This window comes from Flavipsychrobacter sp. (assembly GCA_041392855.1).
In the GTDB taxonomy this organism is placed as follows: domain Bacteria; phylum Bacteroidota; class Bacteroidia; order Chitinophagales; family Chitinophagaceae; genus UBA5543.
Window position 1 is genome coordinate 2,137,966 of the sequence record JAWKLD010000001.1, and the last position, 15,121, is coordinate 2,153,086.

25 protein-coding genes are annotated in these 15,121 nt (G+C 41.0%); 9 read left to right on the top strand and 16 right to left on the bottom strand.

Features of this window, described 5'->3' with window-relative positions; translation table 11 throughout:
• The first annotated feature begins 57 nt into the window (after positions 1-57).
• The 9 genes from R2800_09880 (at position 58) to R2800_09920 (ending at position 8,853) form a co-directional block, all read left to right on the top strand.
• The gene (locus R2800_09880; protein MEZ5017349.1) at positions 58-513 is read left to right on the top strand and encodes a hypothetical protein; all 456 of its coding nucleotides are present in this window, start codon (positions 58-60) and stop codon (positions 511-513) included.
• 1 nt (position 514) lies between these two features.
• Entirely contained in the window at positions 515-2,059 is a 1,545-nt protein-coding gene (locus R2800_09885; protein MEZ5017350.1) for a hypothetical protein, read from the top strand.
• Between the two features lie 23 nt (positions 2,060-2,082).
• Complete coding sequence (locus R2800_09890) at positions 2,083-2,502, top strand: phage protein Gp36 family protein (GenBank protein MEZ5017351.1); 420 nt, start codon at positions 2,083-2,085, stop codon at positions 2,500-2,502.
• Between the two features lie 32 nt (positions 2,503-2,534).
• Positions 2,535-3,875 (top strand): DUF935 family protein, encoded by a 1,341-nt coding sequence (locus R2800_09895; GenBank protein ID MEZ5017352.1) that lies wholly within the window; start codon positions 2,535-2,537, stop codon positions 3,873-3,875.
• Positions 3,859-5,133, top strand: coding sequence for a phage minor head protein (locus R2800_09900; protein ID MEZ5017353.1), 1,275 nt, complete (start codon positions 3,859-3,861; stop codon positions 5,131-5,133). Before R2800_09895 ends, R2800_09900 begins: the two co-directional genes overlap by 17 nt.
• Before the next feature lie 141 nt (positions 5,134-5,274).
• Positions 5,275-5,787: a M15 family metallopeptidase gene (locus R2800_09905; protein MEZ5017354.1), complete on the top strand. Its 513-nt coding sequence runs from the start codon at positions 5,275-5,277 to the stop codon at positions 5,785-5,787.
• A gap of 12 nt (positions 5,788-5,799) precedes the next feature.
• The gene (locus R2800_09910; protein MEZ5017355.1) at positions 5,800-7,710 is read left to right on the top strand and encodes a phage tail tape measure protein; all 1,911 of its coding nucleotides are present in this window, start codon (positions 5,800-5,802) and stop codon (positions 7,708-7,710) included.
• 4 nt (positions 7,711-7,714) lie between these two features.
• Positions 7,715-8,257, top strand: a complete 543-nt coding sequence (locus R2800_09915) for a phage virion morphogenesis protein (GenBank protein MEZ5017356.1) — start codon at positions 7,715-7,717, stop codon at positions 8,255-8,257.
• Between the two features lie 11 nt (positions 8,258-8,268).
• Positions 8,269-8,853, top strand: a complete 585-nt coding sequence (locus R2800_09920) for a hypothetical protein (protein ID MEZ5017357.1) — start codon at positions 8,269-8,271, stop codon at positions 8,851-8,853.
• Here the strand turns inward: R2800_09920 and R2800_09925 are convergent.
• From R2800_09925 to R2800_10000, 16 genes are all read right to left on the bottom strand, one after another.
• Positions 8,850-9,032: a hypothetical protein gene (locus tag R2800_09925; GenBank protein ID MEZ5017358.1), complete on the bottom strand. Its 183-nt coding sequence runs from the start codon at positions 9,030-9,032 to the stop codon at positions 8,850-8,852. The genes R2800_09920 and R2800_09925 overlap by 4 nt on opposite strands.
• 119 nt (positions 9,033-9,151) lie before the next feature.
• Positions 9,152-9,508 (bottom strand): hypothetical protein, encoded by a 357-nt coding sequence (locus R2800_09930; GenBank protein MEZ5017359.1) that lies wholly within the window; start codon positions 9,506-9,508, stop codon positions 9,152-9,154.
• Positions 9,509-9,518: 10 nt separating this feature from the next.
• A complete protein-coding gene (locus R2800_09935; GenBank protein ID MEZ5017360.1) occupies positions 9,519-10,187 on the bottom strand; it encodes a hypothetical protein in 669 nt (222 codons plus the stop codon).
• Between the two features lie 42 nt (positions 10,188-10,229).
• Positions 10,230-10,634: a hypothetical protein gene (locus tag R2800_09940; GenBank protein ID MEZ5017361.1), complete on the bottom strand. Its 405-nt coding sequence runs from the start codon at positions 10,632-10,634 to the stop codon at positions 10,230-10,232.
• 27 nt (positions 10,635-10,661) lie between these two features.
• Complete coding sequence (locus R2800_09945; protein MEZ5017362.1) at positions 10,662-11,096, bottom strand: hypothetical protein; 435 nt, start codon at positions 11,094-11,096, stop codon at positions 10,662-10,664.
• A 12-nt stretch (positions 11,097-11,108) separates the two neighbouring features.
• Complete coding sequence (locus R2800_09950) at positions 11,109-11,804, bottom strand: hypothetical protein (GenBank protein MEZ5017363.1); 696 nt, start codon at positions 11,802-11,804, stop codon at positions 11,109-11,111.
• Positions 11,805-12,131: a hypothetical protein gene (locus R2800_09955; GenBank protein ID MEZ5017364.1), complete on the bottom strand. Its 327-nt coding sequence runs from the start codon at positions 12,129-12,131 to the stop codon at positions 11,805-11,807. It lies immediately after the preceding gene.
• 3 nt (positions 12,132-12,134) lie between these two features.
• The gene (locus R2800_09960) at positions 12,135-12,536 is read right to left on the bottom strand and encodes a hypothetical protein (protein MEZ5017365.1); all 402 of its coding nucleotides are present in this window, start codon (positions 12,534-12,536) and stop codon (positions 12,135-12,137) included.
• A gap of 121 nt (positions 12,537-12,657) precedes the next feature.
• Positions 12,658-12,876 (bottom strand): hypothetical protein, encoded by a 219-nt coding sequence (locus tag R2800_09965; protein ID MEZ5017366.1) that lies wholly within the window; start codon positions 12,874-12,876, stop codon positions 12,658-12,660.
• Entirely contained in the window at positions 12,869-13,225 is a 357-nt protein-coding gene (locus R2800_09970; protein MEZ5017367.1) for a hypothetical protein, read from the bottom strand. The genes R2800_09965 and R2800_09970 overlap by 8 nt, the downstream gene beginning before the upstream one ends.
• 27 nt (positions 13,226-13,252) lie before the next feature.
• Positions 13,253-13,402: a hypothetical protein gene (locus R2800_09975; GenBank protein MEZ5017368.1), complete on the bottom strand. Its 150-nt coding sequence runs from the start codon at positions 13,400-13,402 to the stop codon at positions 13,253-13,255.
• A gap of 17 nt (positions 13,403-13,419) precedes the next feature.
• Positions 13,420-13,581 (bottom strand): hypothetical protein, encoded by a 162-nt coding sequence (locus R2800_09980; GenBank protein MEZ5017369.1) that lies wholly within the window; start codon positions 13,579-13,581, stop codon positions 13,420-13,422.
• The gene (locus R2800_09985; GenBank protein MEZ5017370.1) at positions 13,581-13,787 is read right to left on the bottom strand and encodes a hypothetical protein; all 207 of its coding nucleotides are present in this window, start codon (positions 13,785-13,787) and stop codon (positions 13,581-13,583) included. The genes R2800_09980 and R2800_09985 overlap by 1 nt, the downstream gene beginning before the upstream one ends.
• An 82-nt stretch (positions 13,788-13,869) precedes the next feature.
• On the bottom strand, positions 13,870-14,160 hold the full coding sequence (locus R2800_09990) for a hypothetical protein (GenBank protein ID MEZ5017371.1): 291 nt from the start codon (positions 14,158-14,160) through the stop codon (positions 13,870-13,872).
• A 139-nt stretch (positions 14,161-14,299) separates the two neighbouring features.
• Positions 14,300-14,575, bottom strand: a complete 276-nt coding sequence (locus R2800_09995; protein MEZ5017372.1) for a hypothetical protein — start codon at positions 14,573-14,575, stop codon at positions 14,300-14,302.
• Positions 14,576-14,594: 19 nt separating this feature from the next.
• Entirely contained in the window at positions 14,595-15,101 is a 507-nt protein-coding gene (locus R2800_10000) for a host-nuclease inhibitor Gam family protein (protein ID MEZ5017373.1), read from the bottom strand.
• Positions 15,102-15,121: the final 20 nt, after the last annotated feature.

Here is a 15,121-nt window from a genome sequence, read left to right on the forward strand (position 1 = left end):
TTGCTCTTTTTAAAAACTCTATATATAAGAGCAAATTTGTAGGAAACAGATACCGAAATGGCTAAAAAAGACAAAGAGAAAAATCTAGCACGTGAGCTGTTTCTCTACACCAACAAAACACAAAAAGAGATTGCTGAGATAGTAGACGTGAACACCAAAACAATGTCGCAATGGGTGAGTGATGGCGAATGGGAGACCATAAAAAAAATGCAACAGCAAACGCCTGAGCGTATCATCAACGACCTATACAAAGAGCTTGATGAGATAAACAGCTTTATCAAAAACAAAGAGGAGGGCAAGCGTTATGCAGACAGCAAAGAAGCTGATGCCAGGAACAAAATAATATCCTCTATAAAGGGCATGGTGAGAGAGGTGGCACTACCTCAATACGTACAGGTAATAGTGAAGCTCATGGACTATCTCCAACGTCACGACTTAGCAACAGCCAAAGCGCTCAACCCTCACGCTAATGATTTTTTACTAGCCATTTCAGCAGACACAAACAACCAGTAATATGCTCAGCAGACACGACAAACAAGCAATGGAGTTGTGGCACTTGAAATGTGCCGAAATAAAAGCAGCAACTGGAGAGATAGCCGTTGAAGCTAAAGAGGTAAAAGAGAAAAGGATAAAACGATTGCTCAAAGACTATAGAGCATTTGTCAATTATTACTTTCCACACTATGCCGATGCAGACAGTGCTGATTTTCATGTGAAGTTTGCTAATGCTTGTAAAGCCAACAAGAAGTTTAAAGGCATTGCTGAGTGGGCAAGGGAACACGCTAAATCGGTACACGTAACTGTATTTATACCCATGTGGCTGAAAGCCTGTGGCGAGCTTACAGGTATGCTGTTGGCTAGTGTAAACAAAGATGCAGCGTGTGAACTATTAAGCGATGTGCAGGCTGAGCTAGTAAGCAATGAAAAATATATCAACGACTTTGGAAAGCAGGCAAAGCATGGCAGTTGGGCTGATGGTAAGTTCATATGTGAGGATGGCACTTTCTTTAGGGCAATAGGTAGAGGCGAAAGCCCAAGAGGTAAAAGAAACAGAGAGAAGCGCCCTAACTATGGAGTGATTGATGATATAGATGATGATGTAATTGTAAGAAATGAGAGGCGCGTGGATGATGTGTTGGATTGGATATTGGGCGCGTTCTTAGGCGCATTATCTATCAAAGGAGGTAGGCTAGTAGTTGCCAACAACAGAATACACAAAAAGAGCATCCTTGCAAAACTAGCAGGCGATATAGAGCCAGGAGACCCTAAAAGAAAAGGATGGTATCACAGCAAGGTTAATGCACTGGATGAAAATGGGCAGCCTAGTTGGTGGCAGCGTTACACCTTACAGGACATACTTGACCGTATCAACGAGATGGGTTATAGGATGGCTCAAAAGGAGTTATTCAACAACCCAATTATTGAGGGCAAGGTGTTCAAAAACGAGTGGATAAAATGGGGCAAGATACCATCTCTATACGATATGGAAAGTGTTGTTGCCTACTTTGACCCCTCTTTTAAATCTACCAAAAAGAACGACTACAAAGCAATACGCATATGGGGCAAAAAGGGTAAGTACTTCTATCTCATAGCATCGTTTGTAAGGCAATGCACCATCATGGAGGCTTGCCGTTGGGTGTATGGTTGGTATAGTGACAATATCACAGACAGCGAGGGCAGAGAGGCTGTTGTGCCTTTCTACATGGAGGCAAACTTTATGCAGGATATGCTATTGGATGAGTTTGAGAACCAGGGCGAGATAGAAGGTTGGCAACTACCAGTAAGAGGAGACAAACGTGCGAAGCCTGATAAGTTTGCCCGTATTGAAAATATGACACCCGTGTATGAGCGTGGCAGGTCTATATGGGATGAACGATTAAAGAACGACCCCGATACACAAACAGGGCTAGAGCAGCTACTAGCTATACAACCTGGTAGTGATACACATGATGATGCACCTGATGCCGATGAGGGAGCATGGTGGCTGCTAAACCGTAGAACCAAACAAAGCAAAACTAAACGCAGAGTGGGCAAAAGACAAAGCCCGTCACAATACTAATAATTTTTAAAACCATACTGAACATGGCATTTTTAACAGAGCAAGATTATAAGACCGTTCTTAAACAGGATTTCAAAGCCCTAATACTAGAGGGCGATGCAGCCACACAAACAGATGCAGAGCTCAAAGCACAGGCAGAGATGAGCACCTACCTAAGAAAGCGTTACGATGTGGCGCAGATATTCAACAAAGTAGGTACAGAGCGCAACTACAACATTGTAATGCTGCTGACCGATATGGTTATCTATCACATATACAGCAGTAGAACACCGCGCAACATTCCTGAGTTGAGACTGGATAGGTATGACTATGCTACTAAGATGCTCACACGTATGAGCGATGGCACAATTGAGGAGGATTTGCCCATTAGAAAAAATGAGGATAACGAGGAGATAAACCCTTTGCGCACAGGTAGCCATACACCAACAACACACGGCTATTAAACACTATTTAAGCAACGTTTAAACAATTGATAATGAAAGCTCCAAAACTACTGCATACTACACGAATACATAAGCCTACCACAAGGCAAGTAATGGCTTTAAACAAGCAAGGCAAAACCAACGAGCGCAAAGGTCTGGATGATATATACAACCTCCTGATAAAAATGGAGCAACGCATGAAGAGCATGGCGAAACAAGACATAGGTACTTGGAGAAATTCACACCGTGCAGCCCTCAATCCGCAGCGCCCAAACAGGAGACCATTATACTCTATATACAGAGATGCAGAGCTAGATGACCAGGTGGAGACTGTGATGAGCAACCTCATTGCAGATGTAATGAGTGAGGAGTATTACATCACCAAAGCAAACAACACAGAAAAGGACGATAAAGCAAGTGACTACTTAGAGCGCTCATGGTTCTACTATGTACTAGAGGAGGCATTGAAAACTGAGGGTTGGGGGCATCAGGTGTTGCAGCTCACATCTTTTATCAACATCAACGGCTTTTATGAGTTTGGGGAGTTTGAGGATATAGACAGAGACCACATCATCCCTGAGTGGGGGCTCTTTATGCCTGACATCAGTGGAGATGAGGGTATCAACTACAGAGACCCATTATTTGCTAAATCGGTACTGGAGATAGGCAAGCCTAAAGACTTAGGCAAGCTACTCAAAGCATCTAAGCCTGCACTCTACAAAAAAAATATGGAGGCAGCATGGTCTCAACATGGAGAGATATTTGGTTCTCCTTTCAGAATTGGTAAAGTATCTAGTGGCAACAAGGAAGACCTTGACCGCATGGAGGAGTTTTTGAAAAACATGGGGCGCAGTGCTTATGCCGTTACTGACATTGATGATTCTGTAGAGCTAGTAGAAACTAGCAAAGGAGATGCTTATATGGTGTTTGACCAATTCCTAGCAAGAGCAGACCGCGCCATTAGTAAAATATTCTTAGGGCAAACCATGACCACTGACAACGGGAGCTCCAAATCACAAGCTGAGGTGCATGAGCGTGTAGGTAAGAGTAGAATGTGGGCATTAAAACTCAAGATTGAGTTTTTAGTGAATGACAAAATACTGCCGATGATGAGAGCTAATGGCTACCCCATAAAAGAGGGGCAGCGTTTTAAATGGGCTGTAGTGGATGAGATAACCACAACGGATATAGTCATGGATGAGTTTTTGGTACAAAACTTTGAGCTCACCGACCTAGAATATTTTGAGAAAAAGTACGGGGTGAAGATAAAAGGGCTTAGAGAATTTACCACCTCTACAACACCAAAAAACGAGCAGGTAAAAGAAGCCCTAACCCGCATCAAACAACTGCACCTTAAAACAGACAAACTATACCAAAATGGCAATTGCTGTTAACAGACATATTATAGCACTTACTAAAGCTGACAAACTATTTGACCGTATTGCCAAAGAGGTGTATGAGGGCAAACTGGATGGTGAGCAACTAGATGAGGAGCTCAACAACTTTGTGGCAACACACTTGATGAATGGTGTAACTGAGGGCTACGGTAAAGGATTTGCTGAGGTAGACTACAACACGCCCGATGCAGAGATGATGGCGCGATTGGAGCAAGATGTGTATTGGTTTAGCTCTGCTAAAACATACAATGAATTGGTGGAGCTCAATTTGGCACTTGTAGATGATAGTGGCGCAATACGCTCTTTTGTAGATTTCAAACAAGCAGCAGCAGCTATACATGACAGGTATAATGTGAGGTATCTGCAAACAGAATACAACCAAGCCATTGCCTCCTCTCAAATGGCAGGCAAGTGGGTGAGAATACAAGAGGATAAGGAAATATTGCCCCTGCTCAGGTTTAATACCGTAGGCGACAAAAGAGTGAGACCTGAGCACGCTATGTTGGAAGGTATCACCAAACCTGTTGATGACCCTTTTTGGGATACTTATTACCCGCCACTTAGTTGGAATTGCAGATGTGATGTTGACCAGGTTGCAGAGGGCAATATCACGCCCGATGATAAAGTGCGCACCCCTGAGCTCCCTGATGTGTTTAAAGACAATGTTGGCAAAAAGGGCATTGTATACCCTAAAGAGCACCCTTACCATGAGCTCCCTGATGTGGTGGATAAAATACGCATCAACCAAAAAGCTGCTGAGCTCCTCAATAAGAACACACAGGCATATCATCACCTGCAATCATTCAAGAACGGGGGGCGTGTAGAGGTACACTCTTTGGCTGATAAGAGTGATTTGGAATACAACATAGACCTGAGCACAGAAATAGCCAGGAAGGGGCGCAAAATGCGCATAAGACCACACTCAACGCTAGAGGGTGTTAAAAACCCTGAGATTGAGCATAAGGGGCTAACTGGAGACTTTAAAGAGACTAAGGCATCAGGTAGCTCCAACGCCTTACAATCGCATATTAAATCGGCTGCAAAACAGAAAGCTGATAGTGTTTGGCTATACCTAACACATGAGGACTTAACCATCAACAATATCAAAAAGGGACTATACGCATCACTGCACAACCCTACATGGAATAAGACGATTAAAAAGGTGATGCTGATATATAAAGATTTTGAAGTGGTAGAGCTTGACCGAAAGGAGATAGCCAACTGGAGCTTTGTAAAGAAGCTAAGAGAACCATAAAACAAGAAAGACAGCCAAAGGCTGTCATCCTGCATAGTGCAAAGGGGTCTAGCCGACTCCCTTACACATTGCAAATATAGGGAATAAAATAAATGAGTCAAAAACAAGGGTGTAATGATTTTTTAACCATCAAACACTCTAATGATGAAACAAGATGCAATAACACTCAAAAGGATTGAGCTGTTACACCCTGCTCTAAGAGAGGAGGCAAAGAAAATTTATGCTGAAATATGCCAGGCTTTACAAGGGCGAGCCATGTGCAGATTTTCGCACACACTTAGAACATTCAAAGAGCAGGATGCTCTATTTGCTAAACGCCCGAAAGTGACCAACGCTAGAGGTGGTCAAAGCTTTCACAACTATGGTTGTGCTATTGACATAGTGCTACTAAAAGACACAGACGGCAATGGCACATATGAGACTGCTAGTTGGGAGACCAATGTGGACTTTGATGGAGATGGCAAAGCAGACTGGATGGAAGTGGTTGCCATATTTGAAAAACATGGATGGCAATGGGGGCTCATAAACAGGAAAGGCAAACGGTATGACTTGCCTCACTTTCAAAAAACGTTTGGGCATAAACATTATAGCACACTCTTAGCAAAATACCAGGCTAAGGACTTCATACCAGGTACTACATATGTAAACCTTTAGTAACAACAAACAATGAACACATCCGTAAAATACAGCTTTGAGGAGAAAGGATTTGATAAGCTTGATAAGATAGACAGAATACTGGAGCGATTTGATGACAACCTAGTGAGTGCAGACCGCCACTTGGATAAGCTCAACCGTACACAGCTAAGAACCAATAAGCATATTGACAACTTCAACAACATAGGAGGTAGGCAAATGCAATTAGTAGACGGCTTAGCTACTCGTATTCCTTTCTTAGGAGAGGCAGCAGGCGCATTGGTCAACCCATATACAGCAGCAGCATTAGCCGTTGCAGCATTGGGGGCTGCACTATTCAAAGCAGGCAAAGAGGCTCAGGGATGGGAGCGCATGATGGCAAAAATAAACGTCACGGCACAACTCTCTAGGATAGAGCTTACCAGGCTTAGCACCAAGATTAGAGATATAGGTGACGATTATATCACCTCCCTTATTGAAGTGCCTGACGCTTTCAATCAAATCATCTCAGGCATTGGTGAAGTACCCAAATCATTAGACATTTTGGATAAGTCACTAAAAGCCTCGCAGGCTGGTTTTACGGATGTGAAATTGACGGCTGAGGCAGCAGTAAATGTAATGAACAGTGTGGGCGATGTAGATGCCAAAGAGACCTTTGACACGCTCTTTGCTACGCTAAGAATAGGTAAGACTGAGTTTAGAGATATAGCGCAATACCTGCCTAAAATCATCCCTTACTCTAACCAGTTGGGGCTCTCCTTCAAAGAGACGGCCGCAGGCTTTGCTTTATTTACTAAAACAGGACAAAGTGCTGAATATAGTACTACACTATTACAAAACGCCTATAAGTCTTTAGCCGACCAAAAGAAAAGGCAACAGATAGAGAAGCTTGTTAAAGTGTTTGATGACACTGGCAAGATGAGGAGCATGGTGGATATTGTGGAGGATATGGATGCCAAGTTTGAAGGGCTGAGCGATAAAGCAAGAATTGAGAAGCTAGGCAAGTTAGGGCTCGACAGTGAGGCTGCATCTGCTTTCTCCATATATATCAAAAACGCAGAGTTATTTGAAAACATCAACAAAGAGATACAAACGAGCTCTGAGGGTGTTGGCGCACTAGAAACGGCATATAACAATGCTGCAAACGGTCTCAACAAATGGGACGTGATACAAAACAAGCTCAACAGTAAAATCATTGCACTAGGCGAAAAGGTAACACCGATTTTTGATAAGGTAGCGGATAAAATAATCCGCATCATAGACTGGATAGATGAGGCTGAGGAGCACACCGGTGTATTTAGTGCAGCCATTGAAACATTGGGAAAAGTACTAGGCTATACAATCAAAATTGCGACTGCACCCTTACGTTTTATGCTCAAGCAGTTTGAACTTATTGGCATGGCTGCTGATAAGCTAGGCATTAAAATAGAGGGAGGTGCCAACCTTGGTAGCAAAGCTTTAAACTTTCTACTACGTGTCACCAAAAGCCTCTTTGAAGTGGCAGGAGATGTGTATGATATATTGGGGGATATTTTCACCTTCAACTTTGGCAATCTAAAAGATGATTTTGGGGAACTCAAAAAAGACATCACCAACTTTGCCAAAGAGGAGCATAAGGTGTTTGATGTGGCAGAGCCTAAACAATACAGCAACTTCTTACCAGGTAACGCACCTGATAAGATGGCGCAATACATATCTCAAACGCCAACTAACAACAGCAATACCACCACACCCGTTGTACCATCTGCACCATCTGCTGAGAGCGAAATGCAGACCATAGCCAAAGGAGGCAACCAAACACAAAACATAACGGTGCGTATAGACAAAGGTGTGAGTATAGAGCAAATAGTAATGAATAGCGTGAGAGACGTGGCAGAGATAAGACGAATATTTGAGGAGATGCTCACCCGTATAGAGCGCGATGTATCACTATCAATAAGGTAATGTTATGCCCATAAAAAAAAGAGGCAAGAGCATTGCCCAACAACGAAAAGAGTTTAAAAGACTGCAACGGCAACTCCCTACCATAGTAGGCAATGAGGCAGTGAACTTTTTTAAACAGAGCTTTAAACGCCAGGGCTTTATTGATGAGCACTATAGAAGATGGAAGGACAGGAAAGATAAGAGCAAAAGCAGCAGAGGCAGAAAGATACTAGTGAAGAGTGGCAGACTAAGGAGGAGCATAAGGATAACTAAGAAAGGCAGAAACTATGTAGAGGTAGGCACTAATGTACCCTATGCACAAATACATAATGAAGGGGGCACAGTACGCAAAGAGGTAAGGGTGCGAGAGCATACCAGGCGTAGTGCAGCAGGTAGTACCAGGACAGCAAGAAAAAGCAGAACAAGAAAGAAAACAACCGTAAAGGCACACAGTAGAAAAATGAACCTCACACAGGAGCAACGACAGTTTATTGGTAAGAGCAAGTTTTTTAACAAGCGCATACACAAACTAATAACACGCCACCTGAGGCATATATTTAACGATTAACAAGCATTATTATGTACATCTTAAAAAAGTCATACCACTATCTAAAAAATAACATCAAGCAGCATTGCCCGTCTATCAAATACATTGACGTTTGGAATAACCAAACAGCCAACAGACCAAAGGAGGATGCTTACCCCACACCTGCTGTGTTTATAGAGTTTATAGGCTTCAACTTTATAGACAAAAACAAGGGTGTTGTACAAGTTGGTGAGGATGGCTTTATCATATACCATGTTGAGCAGGAGAAGGTGAGCGAGAGTTGGTCTACCGATGAGGCAGAGTCTCCATCTCAGGCTGATGCTGATGAACGTTGGGATGTACTACAAGAGATACACCTAGCCACACAGGGCATAAAAACAACTTTCCTTAAAGATGTATCGAGAGCCAACATAGAGACCGACTACGACCACGACAGCCTGCTCAATGACGGTGTGGCATACAGGGCAACCATGATAGATGAGCCTGATGAGAATAGTGGCGAATTTATACACCTCAACAAATACACTGATGCCAACATAAATAGTATAAAAACAGAAAAAGGGAAAGCTCCCGATACTGTGCCAGGAGACAGCTTAGGGTATGAGGTAGAGACTTAATCCTCTATATCTTCATAGTTGCTGATGATGCCGTAAAGCGTTTTAGGTTTGAGGAAAAACTCAGGTTCTAAATAGTGTTTCATGATATAGTCAACCCGATATTTTTTGAGCGCGCACAACTCTCTATAACGTTTTACTATACGTTTATCCCTTTTTTGTTTGAGTGTAGCATCGCGCATTGCAACAAAAATATATTGATTTCTAGTTTTTTTAGCCAACAACCTATGTATGTAAAATTTACACAGGTATAAAAAAAGGAGCTCATGGAGCTCCTTTACTGTTGTGTTAACAAACTGTGCTACCTTTTCAATTGCACACCCTGCTCCTCATTGTCTATCATGGAGACCATCCCCAACCAATCATAACCATCAGCCCTCCAGTCAACACCTGCCTCATGCACGTAGATATACACGTGTGTGGGATGTGTGGAATATTTATAGCCATCTGTTTTTTTAGCTGCCTCATATAAGCCATTCAGCAGCCTGGTCAAATCCTCATTGCTAATACACGCAGGCACTACCACACGCTGCTCAAGCTGTGTTTTTACAGGCACATCATACACATTATTGTAAGCAATAGTGTGTTGTGGCAATGGTGGCTCAGTAGCACAAGAGCAGAACAGCCCCAAGGTGATAATACATAGTAGTTTTCTCATAGAAACAAATTTAAAACTTCTTTTCAACAACATAATCAGCATATCCTCTATTTAACGCATCATGATAAAATACAATCACCTTATCATATGGCGACAAAAACCAAACGCAATTGCTAAATATGCTATCTAAGAACCTATGAGACTCAGGCAATGAAAAGTAAACTTCTTTATAATAAACAGGCATCAGTACAACCATGTCACTTTTTTTAAATCCATTATCACACCACTTTTCAATTATTCCCTCAACAAAAACAATAGCTGCTCTCATTTTATTTTGAGTAAACCTATCTGATGGAGTTTGTATAGCTATTGCTGTTAAATCTACTTTTTTAGGAACTGTAAACAAGTTAAATATATACCCATCTTCATTCCCGTCTGCAACTAGGACAAAATCACCAATTGAATTAAACACAACAGATGCGTGCATGGTTGTTTCTAAAAACTCAACATCAAAATACCCATTATAACACAGGCAAGAAAACATTACCTCCAATTCAGCAGGCAAAAACACACATATATTGCGCATGCCTTTTTTATTTAGAATAAAAACGTGTTCATTGACAAAGTCAATAATCTCTTTAATCTTCTCAGGTGTATAATACAAAGCCCTTTCCAGTTCCATACCGCCAACACATCTCTGCACTATATCATCAAATGGTATTTTAACTTTTACATCCATAACCTTTATTTACTATTAACAAATATACTGTTTAAACAGTGTTTAAATACTATCCATATGCTTTTTGTGCATCTCTCCAAACTGTGTGACTAGGTGGGGCAATTCTAATGGCGTATGGTCGTTAAGTGGCTTATTGTACCTGCCATAAAACTCACACCATTCATTAACACGTCTTAGCGTTTCTACCTTTCCTGAGAAACTAAAGGAGTTGCCCCAACCCATATCATATGCCATGCTTATAATCTTCTTACGCATTTTATCGGCTGATTGGTATTCAGGGCTCTCCAGTTTGGCAATGAGCTCATCAGCATCATAGTCGCTCAAGTCTTTAACGCTATTGGTGCGCCCGTCTGTAAACTGAGATATAAGCTCACGGCGCTCCTCATCACCTGCCAATCCTAGCGAGCTCAATACGCCAAATAGTTCTTTTCTTTTTTCGTGGTTCATTGTCTTATTATTTTTAGTAGTGATTAATTATTTCATTTTATCGTAGTCGTTCATATATCGTTGTTGCCTTAGCCAAGCATCAGGCGCTTTGGAATTTTTGTAAGGATTGCGAGCACACCAACGTCTATAGGCAGGCATTATTTTAAACACGCGCACCTTTTGCTCTATGGTCATTTTATTCCATACTGCCTCAGCCTCTTTTTTGTTGATTTTCTGCTCACACCACACCGCCCAAAACGCCTCAAAACTTAGGTCTGCTTTTACCTTATCTACCTCAAAGCCTGCTCTTTTTGCCCACTGCACCAACGGCTGCTCTAGTACTGGTACGTGGCGCAACACCCACTCCAGTTGATGAGGCTGCATGGTAATGCTGCTTATCAATGTGCTCACTATATCATCAGCATCATATGCCAACTCAATGCAGCCCTCAAAGTCTTTATGTGTTAGTATGTACTTATTCATTGCTGTAGCTGTTTACTCCTCTTCATAAATATCTTGGTTGTCCATCTGCACATCTTTGTGCTCCAATACTCGTGCTACCTCTTTAGGGTAGGCTGTAGGGTCGTCAAAGAGCAACTCACTTACACGCTCCTCCCAAATAATAAATGGCAGGTTGCCCCCAAAGCGAGAACGTGGATAAGCCACATACTTATTGACTCTTATTTTTATATCACACATAAACTCCACATCCTTTGCATATTGGCTTTTTGGGAAATCACCCTTGCCCCATGCTACTATTACAAATGACTTTTTAGGAAATAGCTTAACGAGTTGTTTAAACTGCTCAGTTGTGAGGCGTAGATAATCCAAGCTGTCAATGAATATTATATCGGGTCTATTCCTTTTACTGAGGTAATCCACCAACTCTGTAAAAGTTGTTTTCTCTGCAAGTATCAACCGCTTTGAAACTTCGTGCATATCCTCATCTCTAAATGCCTGCTGTATGGTTTTACTGATACCCTCCTCTTCACTTACATAGAGCACCTTTTTAAACTGTGTGAGGTACTTAGCATACATCACGCAAAAGCGTGTTTTACCGTTGCCACTCTCTCCATGAATAAGGCATTTGAAATTCACCTCAGGGTTGCCAAAAGAGGCTTGCCATCTACCCTCAAACTGTAGCTCTTTAAACTTTTTTTGTAATAGTTGCTTTACGCCTATTGTTTGCATTTAATTGTCTGTTGTGTTGTTAGTAAAGTCAATTTTCAATTGTTGGTCTCCTTTCCAGTTCCTACCGTACCTCCTGTTATCAACGTGCTGTTTAATATCATGCCTCAAGTGGCAGCGTTGGCAAAGAGCAGCAAGGTTATTAAATCGGTTGTTGTTTTTGTTATGGTCAATATGCGCAACCGTTAATACCACCTTGCTGCCTGTGATGGGGTGAGGCTCATAGTTTGTAGCTCCACACCACTCACATTTGTTGCCTGCTCTTACAAACCTGATGAGTCTGCTGATGAGTTTCCACTTTGGATGATATGTTGAATAATCACAGGGCATCTCTTAGTATTTAAAATCAGTCCAATGTATTAACCTGAAATATTTGCATTGTTGTGGTTCTTTTTCTAAAATCGGGATGAACCAATCTTCCATCTCATCTACACTGTCAAATCCATCATTTAAGGCAAGTTCCATTTTTTCAGGATAGTACAACTCAGCATAGCCAAATGCACCGCTACCACCCGTAATAGAAATATGCAGCATCCAATCATAAGACATAAAAACCCTTTGCACTCCAGTACACTCACCAACATGGAAACAATTATAATTTGCTGTTCTCACGCCTGTAGCCATGTGCATCTTTAACCCTTTGTGCCATCTATTATGCACATCCTCTCTCATAGTATGAATTTTAGTGCCTGCTAATATCTTAGGCTTAAACTGTTCCTTAAATCCGATTATCATGTTTAGATTTTTATTAGTGAGAAAATATGCGCCCCTGTACACTCTTGAGAAAAAACATCATTTACAACTTTGATTAAGAATAATTAGTTTGAAAAATGAAACAAGCAGGGGCGCAATGTGGTTAATCATAATTCGTCAATGTCATCTTGAAATTTGAGCCACTTCTTTCAAAAAGCACATCAAAGCCATCAATCAAATCAAAGAATGTTTTAGCACCTCCCTTTGTTATGTTTAAATAGTTCTTTGTTGCGTAAATTGAATACCCATCAATTCTGCATGACATACCATATCTTTTTTGTAAAGCATAAGCAACTTTTACCAACTTCTCCTCTCTACTCATCGCCATCCTTTTGTTGCTCCAAATAATCCAACCTGTCACGCTCAGCAGCTAAGAAAGAAGCAGCTATAACTACACGCTCTTTGTAAGGTTTTTCTAATAATGTAATCCAGTAGGCTCTTGCAAATGTTCTAGGTTGGGAATAAATCAACATCTTTTTTGCTTTTTCAGGGAGCTCATCATACTCTTTATCAAATTGGAAAAGCAACATACCAGCTGCCTCTGCTAACTCTCCATTAGGATGTGTTTTTACATCATGCTCAACAGTGTATTTGTGTTTTGTTATCTGTTTGGCTCTTTCGGCATCTATCAAGTCAATGCCTGTTTTGTGCCCTTGTTTAATCTCAGTCATCTGTAGTTATTTTTGTTGGTTATAAAATCATTGTGTAATGCTACACTCACAGTGGCATTTGTTCTTTTTTCTTTCTTGCTCCTCTAGTTGGTCAAATCCTACACCCATTAAAACCCCCATAATTCCACCAATAATTATAGATGGTATCCAGTAGTATTTTTCTATTAGCTTTTTCATTTCTATTACTGTTTTAGTTAGTTATCAAAATCATCACCAGTTACTAGAGGCTCATCATACGCATCACCCACATCACCTCCTGCAAAAACGTTATCTCTAAATGCGCCACAGGAGAGGCATATATCATCAGCAAAACGTCCTATCCAGTTGCAGTGCGCTTTGCCTTTGCACTGTGGCATTACCGTGTTTTCTTGCGAGCTTTCCACGTCCATTTTGTATTCTTTACCTCCAGTACAAACTCAATTAACCCATGTATCAAGTAGTATAGTATCATGTACACAAAGAACAGGATAACATACACCCACATGGCAGGATGCCACCACACGTGTGCATCATCTTTCCTGAGTGCGCCAATACCGATTAGTATTTTGTCTATAAATTTCATTGTTAGTTGTTGTTAGTGTTTAAGAAATAGCGAGCGTAGACACGCTCACTCTTTTTATTTAACCCGTTTACATGAAACGTCTTTAGTGTTTTTCTTGATTACTCATACTATGTGATACAATCATTAATGCCTCCTTTTTAGTCCACCAATGAAATTTGTTGTGCATATCACATGATGCCTTACAATCATCTTTTGTAGTGAACACTCTAGCGTTAAACGGTATATCATAACCTGTAGGCAGTAATACATTTGCCCCATACCAAAGCCCATCTTTATACACAGGATATTTTACATAGTAGGTTTTTAAATTTTCCTCTAATGGGTAGTTTTTTACCAACTCCTCCAGTGTTCTATCTTTTTTCTTCTTGCTCATAACGCCACGCCTTTACGTTTACGATTGCTGTATCTTCTTTTGAGCTCCCTGTACAGCTTACGGGTTATTTGCTCTGATTGCCCAACGGTTTGACTTTCTGCAACCCGTGCAAGCCTTTTGGCTACCTTGTTTCTCATATCTACTTTTTGTAATACCCTTTGCCAGTATGCTGTCTAGGGTTGTTAAAAATTTGTTCTAACTGCTTAGTGCTTACGTTTTTTCTAAACAGTTGAGTTTTACCTTTTTTCGGATGTTTTAAGCTTGTTGAAACGGTCATAGTTGTTAGGTATATATTTACCCTTGTTGCGCCATCAGAATAAGAAGCCATGCCAATGCTCTCCTGAAAATCAATACAATCATACTTGTACTTGGCTGCCAACTCATCAACAAGCTCTTTAGGCGTTTTATAATTCATGCTAACAACTATTAAGTGTCTATTTTGCCTCTAAGGCTTTAAAGCTATACTTTGACATACCTGAGCTCACACCTACACCTAGTTTTTTAAATAGAGCTACTGAGCCTTTATTGGCTCTGATAGACATGAGCGCAGTCTTGTTTACCGACTTCTTAATGATTAAGTATTCTTTATGCTTTTTTGCTTTTTCAATATTGGCAATGACAGCATCCCAATTTGCAACTCCATCAGCAAGCACCAAGGAGGGAGGCAATGCCCTTTTGCTTACAGTTCCGTGTAGTGTAGTACTGCTCTTTGAGCCATCTGTAAACAACACCTTATCGTTTTGCAGGCAGTACTCTTGTATTACTGCATTAGCTTCAATATGTGCATTTTCTGCCTCAGCAATTTTTGCTTGGTACTTTTTAGCAATCCTTGAAACATCTTTTTGTTTTTTTGCATCAATCGTTGCTAGTTCTTGCAACGATTGCACTACTTGCTTTTGCGCTTCTTCAAATTGCTCTTCTGTGATTTTTTTTGTAGCCATAATTTTCGATTGTTTAATTA